The 15,527-nt window shown below is 73.3% G+C and carries 17 protein-coding genes; 9 read left to right on the forward strand and 8 right to left on the reverse strand.

The window, feature by feature from the left end:
• Positions 1 to 178 precede the first annotated feature (178 nt).
• Entirely contained in the window at positions 179 to 1,339 is a 1,161-nt protein-coding gene (hemW, locus tag AC5L35_RS33135) for a radical SAM family heme chaperone HemW (protein WP_495063692.1), read from the forward strand.
• A 357-nt stretch (positions 1,340 to 1,696) separates the two neighbouring features.
• On the forward strand, positions 1,697 to 2,497 hold the full coding sequence (locus AC5L35_RS33140; RefSeq protein WP_495063693.1) for an esterase/lipase family protein: 801 nt from the start codon (positions 1,697 to 1,699) through the stop codon (positions 2,495 to 2,497).
• Positions 2,498 to 2,520: 23 nt separating this feature from the next.
• On the opposite strand, the gene AC5L35_RS33145 is transcribed toward AC5L35_RS33140, so the two are convergent.
• On the reverse strand, positions 2,521 to 2,835 hold the full coding sequence (locus tag AC5L35_RS33145) for a hypothetical protein (RefSeq protein ID WP_495063694.1): 315 nt from the start codon (positions 2,833 to 2,835) through the stop codon (positions 2,521 to 2,523).
• Between the two features lie 86 nt (positions 2,836 to 2,921).
• On the opposite strand from AC5L35_RS33145, the gene AC5L35_RS33150 reads away from it, so the two are divergent.
• Positions 2,922 to 3,110, forward strand: a complete 189-nt coding sequence (locus tag AC5L35_RS33150; protein ID WP_495063695.1) for a helix-turn-helix domain-containing protein — start codon at positions 2,922 to 2,924, stop codon at positions 3,108 to 3,110.
• A gap of 124 nt (positions 3,111 to 3,234) precedes the next feature.
• Positions 3,235 to 3,957: a DUF2306 domain-containing protein gene (locus tag AC5L35_RS33155; RefSeq protein ID WP_495063696.1), complete on the forward strand. Its 723-nt coding sequence runs from the start codon at positions 3,235 to 3,237 to the stop codon at positions 3,955 to 3,957.
• Between the two features lie 2 nt (positions 3,958 to 3,959).
• Here AC5L35_RS33155 and AC5L35_RS33160 read toward each other — a convergent pair whose 3' ends face one another.
• The 7 genes from AC5L35_RS33160 to AC5L35_RS33190 all read right to left on the reverse strand — a co-directional run bounded on the left by AC5L35_RS33160 (position 3,960) and on the right by AC5L35_RS33190 (position 9,923).
• Positions 3,960 to 4,742 (reverse strand): methyltransferase domain-containing protein, encoded by a 783-nt coding sequence (locus tag AC5L35_RS33160; RefSeq protein ID WP_495063697.1) that lies wholly within the window; start codon positions 4,740 to 4,742, stop codon positions 3,960 to 3,962.
• Between the two features lie 24 nt (positions 4,743 to 4,766).
• Positions 4,767 to 5,597 (reverse strand): ABC transporter permease, encoded by an 831-nt coding sequence (locus AC5L35_RS33165; protein ID WP_495063698.1) that lies wholly within the window; start codon positions 5,595 to 5,597, stop codon positions 4,767 to 4,769.
• On the reverse strand, positions 5,594 to 6,523 hold the full coding sequence (locus tag AC5L35_RS33170; protein WP_495063699.1) for an ABC transporter ATP-binding protein: 930 nt from the start codon (positions 6,521 to 6,523) through the stop codon (positions 5,594 to 5,596). Before AC5L35_RS33170 ends, AC5L35_RS33165 begins: the two co-directional genes overlap by 4 nt.
• A complete protein-coding gene (locus tag AC5L35_RS33175; RefSeq protein WP_495063700.1) occupies positions 6,520 to 7,629 on the reverse strand; it encodes a hypothetical protein in 1,110 nt (369 codons plus the stop codon). The genes AC5L35_RS33170 and AC5L35_RS33175 overlap by 4 nt, the downstream gene beginning before the upstream one ends.
• Positions 7,630 to 7,682: 53 nt before the next feature.
• Positions 7,683 to 8,285 (reverse strand): ASCH domain-containing protein, encoded by a 603-nt coding sequence (locus AC5L35_RS33180; RefSeq protein ID WP_495063701.1) that lies wholly within the window; start codon positions 8,283 to 8,285, stop codon positions 7,683 to 7,685.
• 22 nt (positions 8,286 to 8,307) lie between these two features.
• The gene (locus AC5L35_RS33185; RefSeq protein WP_495063702.1) at positions 8,308 to 9,177 is read right to left on the reverse strand and encodes an alpha/beta hydrolase; all 870 of its coding nucleotides are present in this window, start codon (positions 9,175 to 9,177) and stop codon (positions 8,308 to 8,310) included.
• A 182-nt stretch (positions 9,178 to 9,359) separates the two neighbouring features.
• A complete protein-coding gene (locus AC5L35_RS33190; protein WP_495063703.1) occupies positions 9,360 to 9,923 on the reverse strand; it encodes a hypothetical protein in 564 nt (187 codons plus the stop codon).
• Between the two features lie 317 nt (positions 9,924 to 10,240).
• Here AC5L35_RS33190 and AC5L35_RS33195 point away from each other — a divergent pair, with 317 nt between their 5' ends.
• The 5 genes from AC5L35_RS33195 (at position 10,241) to AC5L35_RS33215 (ending at position 15,428) form a co-directional block, all read left to right on the forward strand.
• The gene (locus AC5L35_RS33195; protein WP_495063704.1) at positions 10,241 to 10,714 is read left to right on the forward strand and encodes a MarR family winged helix-turn-helix transcriptional regulator; all 474 of its coding nucleotides are present in this window, start codon (positions 10,241 to 10,243) and stop codon (positions 10,712 to 10,714) included.
• Between the two features lie 75 nt (positions 10,715 to 10,789).
• Positions 10,790 to 12,226, forward strand: coding sequence for an MFS transporter (locus AC5L35_RS33200; RefSeq protein ID WP_495063705.1), 1,437 nt, complete (start codon positions 10,790 to 10,792; stop codon positions 12,224 to 12,226).
• 126 nt (positions 12,227 to 12,352) lie between these two features.
• On the forward strand, positions 12,353 to 13,372 hold the full coding sequence (gene hrcA, locus AC5L35_RS33205; protein WP_495063706.1) for a heat-inducible transcriptional repressor HrcA: 1,020 nt from the start codon (positions 12,353 to 12,355) through the stop codon (positions 13,370 to 13,372).
• A gap of 67 nt (positions 13,373 to 13,439) precedes the next feature.
• Positions 13,440 to 14,600: a molecular chaperone DnaJ gene (gene dnaJ, locus AC5L35_RS33210; protein WP_495063791.1), complete on the forward strand. Its 1,161-nt coding sequence runs from the start codon at positions 13,440 to 13,442 to the stop codon at positions 14,598 to 14,600.
• Positions 14,601 to 14,684: 84 nt separating this feature from the next.
• Entirely contained in the window at positions 14,685 to 15,428 is a 744-nt protein-coding gene (locus AC5L35_RS33215) for a 16S rRNA (uracil(1498)-N(3))-methyltransferase (protein WP_495063707.1), read from the forward strand.
• The last annotated feature ends 99 nt before the right edge of the window (positions 15,429 to 15,527 follow it).

Genomic DNA, 15,527 nt, shown 5'->3' on the forward strand with positions numbered 1-15,527 from the left:
CCCCCGCCCGCCCCCCACCCGCCCCCCCGCTCCGCGAGTCGCCGTTTCCGCGTGCGCGAGTCGCCCCCTTTTCGTCCGCGAGTCGCCCGTCTCGTGTGCGCGAGTCGCCCTTCTCCGCGGCCCGCGGACGTACCGGGCGAACTCGTGGTCGGGGGCGCGAGTGGCAGACTGGGATGTCGTGTCCCCCCAGTCGCCGTTCGGCATCTATGTCCATGTGCCGTTCTGTGCGTCCAGGTGCGGTTACTGCGACTTCAACACCTACACACCGTCCGAGCTGGCGGGCTCCGGGGCGTCGCCGGACGGCTGGTTCGACGCGGTGCGGCGCGAGCTGGAACTCGCCGCCCGGACGGTAGGAACGCGACCGGTCGACACCGTGTTCGTGGGCGGCGGCACACCGTCGCTGCTCGGGGCCGAGCGGCTCGGCCAGGTGCTCGCCGCCGTCCGGCAGACGTTCGGGCTCGCCCCCGGCGCCGAGGTGACCACCGAGTCCAACCCCGAGTCGACGTCGCCGGAGTTCTTCGCGGGCCTCGCGGAGGCCGGGTTCACCCGGGTGTCGCTGGGCATGCAGTCGGCCGCGCCGCACGTGCTGCGGGTGCTCGATCGCCGGCACACCCCCGGCCGGGCGGTCGCCGCCGCGGGGGAGGCGAGGGCCGCCGGGATCGCGCACGTCAACCTCGACCTCATCTACGCCACGCCGGGCGAGACCGACGACGACCTGCGGGCCTCGCTCGACGCGGTGCTCGCGGCGGGTGTGGACCACGTGTCGGCCTACGCGCTCATCGTCGAGGACGGCACGGCGCTGGCCCGTCGGGTGGCGCGCGGCGAGCTGCCCGCCCCCGACGACGACGTGGCCGCTGCCCGCTACGAGCTGATCGACGACCGCCTGGCGGCTGCCGGGCTGCACTGGTACGAGGTGTCGAACTGGGCCGCGTCGGAGCCTGCGGTCTGCCGCCACAACCTCGGGTACTGGCTCGACGGGGACTGGTGGGGGCTCGGGCCGGGGGCGCACTCGCACCTGGCCGGCGAGCGGTGGTGGAACGTCAAGCACCCGGCGCGGTACGCCACGCTGCTGTCCGAAGGGACGCGGCCGGAGGCGGGCCGCGAGGTGCTGGCGGAGTCCGAGCGCCACATGGAACGCGTGATGCTGCAGCTACGCCTGGCTGTGGGGCTCCCGCTCGACCTGCTCGACGGCGAGGGCCGCACCGCGGCCGCCCGTGCCGCCGAGGACGGCCTGCTCGATCCCACTGCTCTCGCCACGGGCCGCGCGGTGCTGACCCGCCGCGGCCGTCTCCTCGCCGACGGGGTGATCGGGAGCCTGCTCGCAGGAGCCCCGGCGTGACCCTGCACCGCGGGACCGGTCACCCCGGGCCGGTCGACTCATGCGCGTGAATCGGGCGACTCGCGGGTCGTCGGGTGTCCTCGCAGACCGGGTGTGCTCGTCGCAGGGTCTGTGGGGTCTGCGAGGAGCACGGCGGCTCTGCGAGGACGCGGCCGGGGCGGGTGGAGTGCGGGTGCGGCCCGGGCGACTCGCGCGCGTGAACCGGGCGACTCGCGCTCCCGGAACGGGCGACTCGCGGGTGGTTGGGACGGGGGCGACTCGCGCTCCCGGAACGGGCGACTCGCGGGGGGGTCCCTTGCCGTGCGCGAGTCGCCCCTTTTTCGTGCGCGAGTCGCCTGTCGGCGGGGGCTCTCGGTCGTGAGCCCTCGTCGGCGGCTGCTGGTGGCGGTGGTCGGGGTACTCGTGGTGGTGCTCGGCGTGGTTGTCGGGGTGCGGCTGGCCGGCGGGCGCGGCCAGGCCGTCGACCCCGCGGCGCGGCCGTCCCAGGACCGGCTCGGCCCGGTGCTGCTCGTGCCCGGCTACGGCGGGTCCCGCGACAGCCTGCTCACTCTCGCCGGGCGGATCGAGGCCACCGGCCGCACCGCCCAGGTGCTCACCCTCGTCGGCGACGGCACGGGGGACCTGTCGGCACAGGTCGACGTGCTCGACCGCGCCGTCGACGCGGAGCTTGCAGCGGGCGCGCCCTCGGTCGACGTGATCGGGTACTCGGCGGGGGGCGTGGTCACCGGCCTCTGGGTCGCCCGCGACGACGGCGCCGCGAAGGCGCGCCGGGTGGTCACGCTCGGCGCGCCCCTGGCCGGCACGACGCTCGCTGCGGCCGCGGCGGCGGGCGCGCCGGACGCCTGCCCGGAGGCGTGCCGGCAGTTGGCACCGGGCAGCGCCGACCTCTCCGAACTGGCCGGGGCGAACGTCGGTGCCGCCCTGCCGTGGCTCTCGATCTGGACCGTCGACGACGAAACCGTCACCCCGCCGGACTCGGCGCGGCTCGCGGGCGCGGTGAACGTGCCGGTCCAGTCGGTCTGCCCCGGCGCGCAGGTCAGCCACTCCCAGCTACCGACCGATGCCGCCGTCACCGGGCTCGTGCTGGGGGCGATCTCCCGGGGCGCGTTGCCCGCGGGCGGGGACTGCGCCTCGTTGCGCGCCGCGGGAGCGGGCTGAGCCGCCTCCGGTCGGCCGGGAGATCACTCGTCCGCCGGCAGTGACCACCGGAGCCGGCCGCCGATCATCCGGTGCGGAACCGCGCGAGGGCTCTTCGCCAGCGCGATGGCCAGTAGCGCCGCCGGACGCGACTCCGCCCAGCCGTGGTGCGTCTTGCCACCGTCGACGACCAGCGTCCATCGCCACCGCTGCCGCTCCGGATGCCACGACACCGACGCTCGGCCCTGCTCCCGCTCGATCATCCGCCGCGCCTCCGCCTCGTCCGCTGCCTCACCGATCACCTGCCGGCCGTCGGGTAGCTCCGCCATCCACATCGCCACGGTCCCAAGATAGGCCATTCTCGCCATATTTGCCTAGTTCGCCGTTTCGGCCGTGCTCGCCATTGCGGCTGCATCGGCCAACTCGCACGACGTAGCGTCCGGCCATGGCGGCGGAACGACTGCTCTCGACGAAGCAGGCTGCCGATGCTCTCGGGCTGGCTGAGCGGTCCCTGTCCCGGTGGGCGCGCGAGGGGCGGCTGACCCCGACGATCGAGACCCCTGGTGGACAGTTCCGGTGGGACCTCGAGGACCTACGGACGCAGCTCCGGGCACTCCGCAGGAAGAACGACTGATCCAGGCACGCCGCCGCTGCCGGCGGTAGGGGTCGCCCTACCGCCCAGACGGTGGCGCAGCGGCATGTCGGGAGGGTCGGTCCGGGCGAGGGTGATCACACCCGCCCGATCCCGGAGGTTCCCGGTGTCATCCAGCACCCCCGTCGCCCGCCACGTCCGGACGCTCGCCCTGCCGTTGGGCGTGCTGACGATCGCCTTCCTCGCCATCGCGCTCCCGCCCTACCTCGGGCTCGATCCCGCCCAGGCGCGGCTGGCCGTGCCCGAGGACGTCCCGTGGTTCTATCCCGCGCTGGTGACGCACATCGGGTTCGGCTCGATCGCCCTGCTGACGGCGGTGCTGCAGGTCTGGCCGTGGCTGCGGCGGACGCATCCCGCCGTCCACCGCTGGAGCGGCCGCGCCTACCTCGCTCTGGGTGTCCTGCCCGGCGGGGTGGCCGTGCTGGCCATCGCTCCCTTCGCCACCACGGGCGGCGCCACCGGTCAGGTCGGGAACACCATGCTGGCGCTGCTCTGGCTGGGTACGGCGGTGGCCGGCTACCGCGCCGCCCGGGCCCGGCGGTTCGACCAGCACCGCGAGTGGATGGTGCGCAGCGTCGCCCTGACGTTCTCGATCGTCATGAACCGGCCGTGGAGCATGCTCTGCATCGCGGTGTTCGCCCCCGAGGTGATGAGCGGTGGCCCCTTCGACCCGGCAGCGCTGGCCCAGGCCGCCGGGGTGTCCATGTGGCTGAGCTGGGTGGTGAACCTGCTGATCGCCGAGTACTGGCTGAACCGGACCCGGAACCGGCGGGCCGCGCGCCGGGTGCCACCCGCCGGGGACCGGCGACCGGTGCCCGCCACCTCATGACGTCAGGCGGCGGTCGCGAGGAAGACGTACCGGGTGAGGCTGAAGAGGTAGTCGCCCTCGTCGGCGCGAGCGCGCAGGTCGCCGAGCCAGGTCGCGGCATCCTCGGCGGTGACGCCCTGACGGCCGACGGCGAACTCCGCGATCAGCTCCATCATGTTGGCGCTGAACGTCTGCGCGTGCAGCTGGGGGTTGAACAGCACCACCACACGCTGCTCGGGCACGGTGAAGCCGGCGCGGCGCAGCAGGCCCGCCAGCAGGCACGGCAGGTGCGGATGGACGACGTGCTCCTCCCATGCCGCGATGACCCGCCGGTGCAGTTCCCGGTCGGCGGTGTGCCACACGAGCGAGTCCCAGTCGGTGTCCAGGACCAGTGTCCGCCCGCCCGCCCGCAGCACCCGCCGCAGTTCGGCCAGCGCCCGGGGCATGTCGGGCACGTACTCGTACACCTGCGTGGCGACGGCGACGTCGAACGACGAAGCCGGGTAGGGCAGGGCCACCGCGTCGCCGTCCTCGATGCGGATCCAGGGCCTGGTGGCGATGCGGGCCCGGGCGATCGCGTTCATCGCCGGGCTCGGATCCAGCCCGAACACGCTGCCCGTGGGGCCGACGGCGTCGGCCAGCGACACCGCCAGGTAGCCCGGCCCGGACCCGATGTCGAGCACCCGCTCACCGGGTTGGGGTGCGAGCAGCGCGAGCACCTGCGCCCGCTGTGCCACGACGTCAGGCGTCGCGTAGGTCCGTTCGACGCGGCGGGCGCCCTCCTCGTCGAACTCGAGCGTCGCCATCGCGAAAGGTTAGGCCCGGACGGGTCAGCTGGTGACGTCCTTCGTGGCGAAGTTGGCCCACGCTGCTCCGAACGCCACGAGCACGTAGGCCGCCTGGACCTCCGCGCCCTGCCGGACGGCGGTCCACAGGATCGGGACGCGGTAGAGGTCGATCCAGGCCAGCCAGTGCGTGGTCGGGAGGTAGAACCGCAGCGCGGCGGCGGCGTCCAGGGGAAGCAGCGACGCGCTGGTGACGACCACGGCGAGCACCCCCAGCGCGGCGGCGAGCGGGGAGTCGGTGAGCGTGGAGAAGAACAGACCGATCGCCCCCAGCGCGAGCATGCAGAGCGCCAGGTACCCGACGACGGCCGCGGTGCGGACGGCCAGCTCGCCCGGGGTGATCACCGCCCCGGACAGCGACGTGATGCCGCCTGCGCCGCCGAGCGCGGCCCCGGGACCGAACCCGAACGCCGCCACGCCGACGACGTAGCTGGTGAGCGTCACGAGTGCCACGGCGATCAGCACGAACGCCGCCGTCGACACGAGCTTGGCCACCAGCAGCCGCAGGCGGCCGACCGGACGGACCAGCAGGTAGCGCAGCATCCCGCTGCTCGCCTCGCCCGCGACGGCGTCGCCTGCCACCACGGCCACCGTGATCGGCAGGAACACGGGGAGCACCAGGGCCAGCGCGGCCGCCGGGAACAGCTGGCCGTTGCTGACGACGGCCGAGAGGAACGCCGGGCCCTGGCCGGGCGCCGGGGCCAGCCGGGTGGTGGCGAGCAGTACCGCCACGAGCGCGGGCAGCGCGCAGAGCAGCACCCAGCACAGCCACACCCGGCGGCGGCGCAGCATCAACCCCAGCTCGACGCCGATCACCGCGCCCTCCCGTCCATCCGGTCCGAACCCGACCCCGTCAGCCCCAGCACCACCTGTTCCAGGGTGCGGCGCTGCGGAGCCAGTTCGGTGACATGGATCCCGGCGCTCACCAGGCGCGTGTTGAGCGCGGCCGGGTCGTCCTCCCGGACGACCAGCACGTTCCCGGTGCGCTCCACCACCTGCCCGTCGAGCAGCCCGATCACGGCGGTCGGGTCCGGGGTGCGCAGCAGCACCCGGCCGGTCGGGACGCGCAGCGCGTCGAGGTCCTCGGTCAGCACTAGCCGTCCCGCGTCCATCACGCCGACGCGGGTGCACAGCGCCTCGACCTCGGTGAGCAGGTGGCTGGACAGCACCACCGTCGTCCCGCCCTCGTTCAGCGCCACCAACAGGTCCCGCATCTCGCCGATGCCGCGCGGGTCGAGGCCGTTGGTCGGTTCGTCGAGCAGCAGCAACTCGGGGCCGCGCAGCAGCGCCGCCGCGATCCCCAGCCGCTGCCGCATGCCCAGGGAGTAGGCCCGCACCGGCCTGCGGTCGATGCCGCCGAGCCCGACCCGCGCCAGCGCGTCCTCCACCCTGCCACGCCGGCCGCGGCGCCTGCCTCCGCGTCCCGCGGCGTCCAGCAACCGGAGGTTGGTCCGTCCGGACAGGTGCGGCCACGCGGCGGGGTTCTCGACGAGCGCTCCGACGCGGGGGAGCACGGTGGCGGCGTGACGGGGCATCGCGTGCCCCAGCACCTCGGCCGAGCCCGACGTGGGGTGCACCAGGCCGAGCAGCATCCGCACGAGAGTGGTCTTGCCCGAACCGTTGGGGCCGAGCAGCCCGAACCGCGCGCCGGCCGGCACCCGCAGGTCCACCCCGTCGACGGCCCTGACACGGCCGAACCGCTTGGTGAGCCCGGTCGTGCGGATCACGTCACCGGTCGTCATGCCCGCCTCCGCCGTGCGGGGAGCTCACGGACCGCCTGCTCCAGCAACTCGGGCACGACCGTCCCGATCAGCAGCACGCCACTGCGCCTGCTGGTCCGGGCCGCCACCGACACCAGCGGGGTGGCCAGCCGGACCGCGCGACCGGACGGCACCTCCACCGTGGTCCCGCCCGCCACGGCCGCGTTGTCCACCACGCGACCGGCGAGGTCGGCCGTCGCGGGGATGAGCGCGAACGCCGCGAGCCCCGTCCCGTAGATCCCCACGCCGGGCAGGCGGGCGTCCGGCGTGCCGGACAGCGGCATCCGGGTGCGGCCCGCGAGCTGCGCGGGCGGCGGTGGCGCGTCGAGCTGGCGCAGGGCACCGCTGACGTCGGCCGCCGACGTGGACACCGACGACGCCCCTGGCGGGACGGCCGGGGTGAGCTCCGCGGGGTCGGGGGTGCGGTCATCCACCTCGAGCAGCTCGCTGGTGAGCAGGGGTGGCCCGGCGTGCGGGGCGACCTCCACCCGCAGCGGCAACGCGGTGGCCGGGTCGGCCCAGATGTCCACGGTGCCGATGGTGGTGGCCGGGTCGGACGGCGTGAGCCGCAGCCCCGCGGCGGTCCGGCCGGCGATGCGCCTGGCCGGGAGCGTGGTGACGGGATCGGCCGGGGCGAGGCGCAGCAGCCGCCGGGCGAGCTCGGGCGGGAGCAGGTCAGCGGCGCGGGGCAGCCGGATCGGTGCCTCCCCGGCCACCCGGGTGAGCTGGTCGCCCCCGAAGTCCCAGACGTACTCCACCCCGTCGAGGCGGTAGGTGTCGCGTTCCCCGGCAGGCGTCAGCTGATCGATGCGCCAGCGGTCGGTGCCGGCGACGAACGCCCGAATGCGCGTGGTGGAGGTGAACAGCGCGATCGCCGACTCCAGCTGGGGGATCTGGGGCAGACCGAGTCTGCCCGTGCTCTCGGCGTAGCCGACGTGGGGAGGGACGCTGCCGAGGATCCGGCTGCGCAGGGCGGTGGCGTCGACGTCGACCGCGCCCGCCGGCCACGGGACCGCGCCGGCCGCGACCAGACCTGCGGCACCGGCGGCGACGAGGAGCCAGCGCCGGCTGAAGCGTTGCGCGGCCACGTGACGCCACACTGCCATCGCCGAGGTGACCCCGGGGTGAGGACCCCTCGCGGTCAGCCCAGGAGGAACGCCTGCCCGCGCGGAGAGAGCCGGTAGCCGACCGGCAGGCTCTCGGTCAGCCCCAGCTCCTTGAGCTTGCGCACGTCACGCTTGAACGGCAGCGTCTCCCGGCCCAGCCGTTCGGCGAGCTCGGGCGCGCGGGTGCCGGGGTGGACGGCGATCAGGTCCAGTACCACGGCGGTCCACGGACCGTGCCGCGACGCCCGGTCCAACCGGTCGAGGCGCAGGGCCAGGTCCGCGCGTTCCTGGGCGCTCAGCGTGGCCTGCGCCCGCAGAGCCACCCGCGGATCCGGGCCGGCCGGTCGCACCCGGATCCGGTAGAGCTGCCCGTCGCGCTCCTGCGCCTTCCGCAGCGCGGCGAGGTCGGCGAAACCGGCGGCGCGGGCGTCCTCCGATGTGAGAGCGGCGAGGTCGACCGGCTCGACGGCGGTGAACTCCAGCACGCCGACCGAGGTGCGCTGCGTGCCGCCAGGGCGCACGCGGGGCCGGTCCCAGCGCCGGAACACCATCGTGACGGCGCCTGCCGCGATGGCCTCCAGGATGGGCTGCCGGATCAGCACGTACGCATCGTCCCAGCTCCGCGCGTGCGTCGGCACTCCTCCGACCGTGCACGAGCGCTCAGGCGAAGGAGGCTCTCTGGTCCCGGGTGACCGCGTTCAGCGCACGCCGGGACTCCCGGTTGAAGTAGGGGAAGTTCGCGAAGCCGTGCGGCATCGCGGGGTACTCCTCGAGCGTGACCGGCACCCCGGCTGCCTGAAGTGCCCGCGCATAGAGCACCCCGTCGTCGCGCAACGGGTCGTGCGCGGCCACCGCGATGGTCGCCGGGGGCAGCCCGGCGTGGCTGGCTGCGTGCAGGGGGGACACCCGCGGGTCGAGCGGGTCGGCGCCGCCCAGGTAGTAGCGGTAGAAGTCCTTCATGTTCTCTGCGGTGACGATCGGTGCCTCGCTGTTGACGCGGTAGGAGTCGGTCGACATCGAGCCGTCCGTCGCCGGGTACAGCAGGGCCTGGTGCCGGATGGCCGGTCCGGAGCGTTCGCGGGCGAGCAGGGCCGTCACGGCCGCGAGGTTGCCGCCCGCGCTCTCTCCCATCACGCCGATCCGGGTGGCGTCGGCCCCGAGCACAGCGGCGTTCTCGGCCGCCCACAGCAGTGCGGCGTAGCAGTCCTCGAGCCCGGCCGGGAAGGGATGTACCGGAGCCAGGCGGTAGTCCACCGAGACCACCACCGCGTCGACGTCGTGCGCGACGGTGCTGCACATCCAGTCGGTGCCCTGTGCGGTGCCGAACACCCACCCGCCGCCGTGGAACTGCAGCACCAGCGGCCGCAGCCCGTCCCGTCCCGATCTGCTCGGCACGTGGACGCGGACCGTGATCTCGCCGTCCGGCCCCGGGACCTGCTGTTGACGCACCTGCACACCGCGCCGGATCCGGCCGGCGAGCAGGGCCGGAGCCGGCGTCGCCTGGATGCTGACGAGCCGTTCGGGCGTCATCGTCGAGACCGAGGGCGTCCGGTGGACGAGTGCGCTGACGAGCCGCATCCTCAGTGGTATCGGAGTGGTCGTGCCCGGGCCTCGATCGGGCTGTGGGTGGTTCTGCCTCGCCATGATCGACACCTCAGCACACCCGGGTCCGTGCGCGGTGACGGGTGTGGGCGCCCGTCACCGCGCACGCCTCAGAACTCCTCGCCGCCGAAGTCGCCGCCGAAGTCCTCGGCCGGCTCGGGCGCGGCCATCTCCTCGCCGCCGTCGGGCTCGTCGCCTTCGAACATGTCGTCGTCGAACAGTGCATCGGCGATCGCGGTGCCGATGAAGGCGCCCGCCACGCTCGCCAGCAGTGTGCCGGCGATCATGCTGCCCATCCCCGGGCCCTGCCGGCCGCCGAGGCTGCGCTCCATCGTGCCGGGGTGGCGCATCTCCGCACGGGTGGCCATCCGCGCCATGTCGCGCGGGTCGGTGGAGCGGGCCCGCTCGGACTCGGGCACGGAGGTGCTCATCTCGGCGAGAACCTGCTGCCGCTGCTCGGGCGTGAGCTTGGCAAAGGCCTCGGCGTGGGCCTGTTCGATCGTCTCGGGAGGTGCCGTCTTCAGCATGTACCGGTATCGCTCGACGGCGACCTCGTCGGGGTCGCGCTCAGGGGAGGCCGGGTGCCGGGAGCCGGTGTGGGACGACCCGGTGTGGTGAGGCGCGGTGTGCGAGGAGGGAGCGAAGCGCTCCTTCAGCTTGTCGAACAGGCCCATCAGCGCGCCGCTCCCGGTCGGTCTTCGCGAAGTTCGCGAAACGGATGATCACTCACGCTGCTCCAAACGATCACCAGGGTCCCCGGGTTCCGCTCCGTCCGGAGCCGCAACCCGAGCGTGACCAGGCGTCGCGTCCCCGTCGCGGCGTCGGCCGTCCAATCCCGCCGCGGAGCGGTTAGCGGAATTCATGAAATATGGTCGGATTGTTCTCTTTGGTCATTTACGGTTTCTCTGATCAAGCTCTTCCGAGAAGCCGGTCACACCAGTACGCTCACCGTCGGACATCATTTCGGGCACCGGACAGTGCGGATACCAAAGTGATCAATGACGACACCGAGACCTTCGACGAGATCGGCCCCGACGCGGGTATCGGAGAAGTGCTCCTGGCCCTCGGCGGCCGGCTCACCAGGCTGCAGACCGAAATTCTCGCCGGACTGGACCAACCCCTCACCATTCGGCAGTACCGGATCCTGTCCAGGGTCGGGAGCGGGCACACCTCGCTCACGGCACTGTGCAAACTCGCGCACCGCAACCCGTCCACGATGTCGGAGAGCGTCGACAAGATGGTCACCCGCGGATTCCTCTCCCGCGGCACCTCCGACACCAGTCGCCGCACCATGCGGCTCGATCTCACGCCACTGGGCCTGAGCGCCCGGGACGCCGCCCGGCGGGCGCTGGAGAAGTTCGCCGCCGAGCTCACGACCGGACTGCCGCCGGAGATGCGCTCCCCGCTCCTCGCCGCGCTCCGCCGGATCTACTTCGACATCCAGGGCAACCTGGACGACCGGTAATCGCGACGGGCGCGCCCGACAACGGCGGCGCCCCGCGAATCTCCAGTTCTCGAGCCACAAGGAGGTGGTCCTCTCATGCCCCATTACCCGGCGACCGCGCCCGGTGCCAGCCCGCTCCTCGGCCGGCTGGACGACTCGGGATTCACCGCGCGCCATCTGCGGATCTATCTGACGGTACTGGCCGGGCATTTCCTGGACGGTTTCCTCATCAACGTCACCGGGGTGACCCTCCCCGGAATCGTCGGCACGTTCCATCTCGGCAGTGAGCAGGCGGGCTTCTACTCCTCGGTGCTGTTCGCGGGAATGCTGGTGGGTGCGGCGATCGCGGGCACCGTCTCCGACAGGTTCGGCCGCCGGATCCCGCTGGCACTGTGCCTCCTGGTCTTCGCGGTGTTCAGCCTCGCCGCCGTCTTCGCGTGGAGCTACCCCTCGCTGCTGGTCTTCCGGGCGCTGCAGGGCGTCGGACTGGGCGCGGAGATCGCGGTGGTGCTGCCCTACATCGCCGAGTTCGCCCCCACCCGCCACCGCGGCCCGATGGTCACCATGGCGACCTCCGCGTGGCTCATCGGCCTGCCCGTCGCCGCGGCGATCGGTGCGCTGATCGTGCCGGCGCTGTCGTGGCGGGCCATGTTCGTGGTGGGGACGGTGCCCGTCCTCGTCAGCCTGTTCATGCTGGCGTGGCTGCCCGAGTCGGTGCGCTACCTGCTCCGCCGCGGCCGTGTGCACGACGCGAGGAAGATCGTCGACTCGCTCTGCCCGGGAACGCCCGGCGCCCCGGGAGAGCCCGCCGCTGTCGACGGTGCCCCGACCCACTCCGGCGGATCGCTGCAGACCCTGGTGGCCCGGCCCTACCTCCGCTTCACGATCGCCATCTGGCTCATGGAGGTGTGCGCAGGTGCCTTCCTCTACGGCCTCTCGAGTTGGCTGCCCTCCGTGCTCGAAGGCCAGGGCGCCGGCCTGCTCAAGAGCTTCGGCTACACCGCGATCATCACCTCGGTCGGCGTGGTGGGCGCCGTCCTCGCGGGCCAGCTGATCAACCGGATCGGGCGCCGCGTGGTGCTCGGCGTGTCGTTCCTGGCCAGCGGCCTGCTCTGCCTGGTGTGGGGCACCACGTCCGCCGCCGTCGCCGTGGTGGTGCTCGGCTCGGCCGCCACCTTCTTCGGCAGCGGGCTGGGCGGGGCCACGCTCTTCGCCTACGCCAGCGAGCTGTACCCCACGGCGAGCCGCGGCACCGGGATCGGCTGGGCCGCCGCCTGGCAGAAGGTGGGCGGCCTCGTGATGCCGGCACTCGTCGGCTTCGTGCTGGCCATGCACACCTCGGGGTACGCCTTCTTCCTGCTCTTCGGCGTCATCTCGATCATCGCCGGCCTCGTCGCGCTGGTGGGCACCTTCGAGACGAGGGGCAAGACCGTCGAGGAGGTGACCAGCGCGATCGTCGCGGGGCGCGGGGCGCCACTCGTCACGACGCCGTCACTGGCCGGGGCCACCGACGCGGGTTCAGCAGGTAGCTGAGGCGCGTGATCGCCTCCCGTTCTCCTCCGGAGCGCCTGTCCGCCACAAGCGGAGAGACGACGACGGGCTCCTCCCGTGGAGAACACCTAGACTGGTGGGAACACCACGACGGGGGAGGAACGCCGCGTGAACGCCGACGAGCGCCGCTTCGCGGTCCTGCGTGCAATCGTCGCCGACTACGTCGCGACCCACGAGCCGGTGGGCTCGAAGATGATCGTCGAGCGCCACAACCTGGGCGTCTCGAGCGCCACTGTCCGCAACGACATGGCCGTCCTCGAGGAGGACGGTCTCATCGCGCAGCCGCACACCAGCGCGGGCCGGGTGCCCACCGACAAGGGCTACCGCCTGTTCGTCGACCGGCTGGCCCAGGTCAAGCCCCTGTCGGCGGCCGAGCGGCGCGCTCTGCAGGCGTTCCTCGACGGGGCCGTCGACCTCGACGACGTGCTGCGGCGCAGCGTCCGGCTGCTCGCGCAGCTCACCCGCCAGGTGGCTGTCGTGCAGTACCCCACGCTCACCCGTTCCACCGTGCGCCACTGCGAGATCGTGGCGCTCACCCCGGCCCGGCTGATGCTCGTGGTCATCACCGACAGCGGGCGCGTCGACCAGCGGGTCGTCGATCTCGGCGAGGTGCTCTCCGACGACGAGGTCGCCCAGCTGCGCTCCCTGGTCAACGGGGCACTCGCGGGCCGCAGGCTCGCGGCCGCGTCGGTGGCGGTTGCCGACCTGCCCGACTCCGTCCCGCACGAGCTGCGGGAGGTGGCCATCACGATCTCCACCGTGCTCATCGAGACCCTCGTCGAGCACCCCGAGGAGCGGCTGCTGCTCGGAGGCACTGCCAACCTCACGCGCAACGTGGCCGACTTCCCGGGCTCCCTGCGGCAGGTGCTGGAAGCGCTCGAGGAACAGGTGATCGTCCTCAAGCTGCTCGCCTCCGCACAGGACCCCGGCACCGTCACCATCCGGATCGGTGAGGAGAACGAGGCCGAGGAGATGCGCGACACGTCGGTCTTGTCGATCGGTTACGGGCCCGGCACCGTGCTGGGCGGTATGGGCGTGGTGGGACCCACCCGCATGGACTACCCCGGCTCGATCGCGGCGGTCCATGCGGTCGCCCGCTACGTGGGTGAGATCCTGGCAGGGCGCTGACGCGGCATTATCGATCCGGCACGAGTTCATGAACGGCTGAGCGAGAAGGACCATGGGGAACGCCAGGGTGGCACGGGACTACTACGGGATCCTGGGTGTCGACAGCGACGCCGGGCCCGACGACATCAAGCGGGCCTACCGCAGGCTCGCGCGCGAGCTGCATCCCGACGTCAACCCCGACGCGGCGGCGCAGGAGCGGTTCGCCGAGGTCAGCGCGGCGTACGAGGTGCTGTCCGACCCGGAGAAGCGCCGGATCGTCGACCTCGGCGGCGACCCGCTGGGCAACGGCGGCGGGGCGGGTGGACGCGGTGGCGGCGACCCGTTCAGCGCCTTCGGCTTCGGCGACATCATGGATGCCTTCTTCGGCGGCCAGGCAGGCGGCCGCGGGCGCGGCCCGCGCAGCCGGGTGCAGCCGGGAGCCGACGCACTGATCCGGATGCACCTCACGCTGGAGGAGTGCGCCACCGGCATCACGCGCGACCTCGCCGTCGACACCGCCGTGCTCTGCTCCGAGTGCACCGGCTCGGGTTGCGCGCCCGGCAGTGCGCCCACGATGTGCGACATCTGCAACGGCCGCGGCGAGGTGCAGAGCGTGCAGCGCTCGTTCCTCGGCCAGGTCGTCACGTCCCGGCCGTGCCCCAACTGCCGCGGCTTCGGCGAGGTCATCCCGGAGCCCTGCCGGCAGTGTGGCGGCGATGGGCGGGTCCGCTCGCGGCGCTCCGTCGCCGTGCGGATCCCGCCGGGCGTGGCCGACGGCATGCGCGTCCGGCTGGCCGGGCAGGGCGAGGTCGGCCCCGGCGGCGGCCCGGCCGGTGACCTGTACGTGGAGGTCGAGGAGGAGGCGCACGAGCTGTTCACCCGCGACGGCGCCGACCTGCACTGCACCGTGGAGCTGCCGATGACCGCAGCCGCGCTGGGCACCACCCTGCCGCTGCCCACCCTCGACGGTCTCGAGGAGCTCCACGTGGAGCCGGGCACACAGGCAGGCACGGTGCGCACGCTGCGAGGCAAGGGAATGCCACGGCTGCGGTCCTCTGGCCGGGTGGACGGGCACGGTGACCTCATGGTGCACGTCGACGTCGCCGTCCCCACGAAGCTCGACGCCAAGCAGACCGAACTGCTGCGCCAGCTCGCCGAGCTGCGCGGGGAGGAGCAGCCCGACCTCGCGGCGGGCAACCGCAACGGGCACGGCATCTTCTCCCGCCTGCGCGACTCGTTCGGCCGCTGACCGTGCGTCCGCTGATTGCAGCAAAGCCACTTTCATGCCATCTCGTTGCGTGAAAGTGGCTTTGCTGCAACGGGGTGGGCGCTCGTGAGCACCGCACCCCTGTTCCTCGTCGACGCCCTGCCGGCCGGGGACCACGCGCTCCTCGACGGGCCGGAGGGCCGCCACGCCGCCACGGTGAAGCGGCTGCGCGCGGGGGAGCACGTGCTGCTGGCCGACGGCCGCGGTGGGCTCGCACAGGCGGTGGTCACCGCAACCGGCCGGGACACGGTGGAGCTTGCGGTCGGCGAGCGTGACACCGTCGCTCCGCCTGCCCCGCGCGTGGTGCTCGCGCAGGCGCTGGTGAAGGGCGACCGGGGAGAGCTGGCCGTCGAGATGGCCACCGAGGCCGGGGTGGACGTGATCCTGCCGTGGCGGGCGGCGCGGTGCGTGGCGCGGTGGGACGACGGCCCGCGCGGGGAGAAGGCGTTGGCCCGATGGCGCAGCACGGTCCGCGAGGCCGCCAAGCAGGCGCGACGCCCGTGGCTGCCGGTCGTGGAGGAGCCCGTGACGACGGAGGCGTTGGCGCGCCGCGTGGCCGGCGCCGCCGGGGCTCTGGTGCTGCACGAAGGGGCGGCCGCGCGGCTCGCGGAGCTCACCGGTGAGCTGCCGGCGGCCGGGGACCTGCTGCTCGTGGTCGGCCCCGAAGGCGGAGTCAGCGATGCCGAGATCGAGGCCCTCACGGCAGCGGGTGCGCGGCCCGTGCGGCTGGGCCGGGAGGTGCTGCGGGCGTCCACGGCGGCGACCGTGGCCCTCGGGGCACTCGGCGTGCTCACCGACCGCTGGCGCTGAGCTCCTGATAGCACTGCTATCGAGCGTGTCATCCGGGGTAGGGACGGTGCGCCCGCCATCGTCCGGCTGGCCGGACTCGCTCGTCATCCGGGTGAGGTA

Source organism: Pseudonocardia sp. OZ21 (assembly GCF_059359135.1).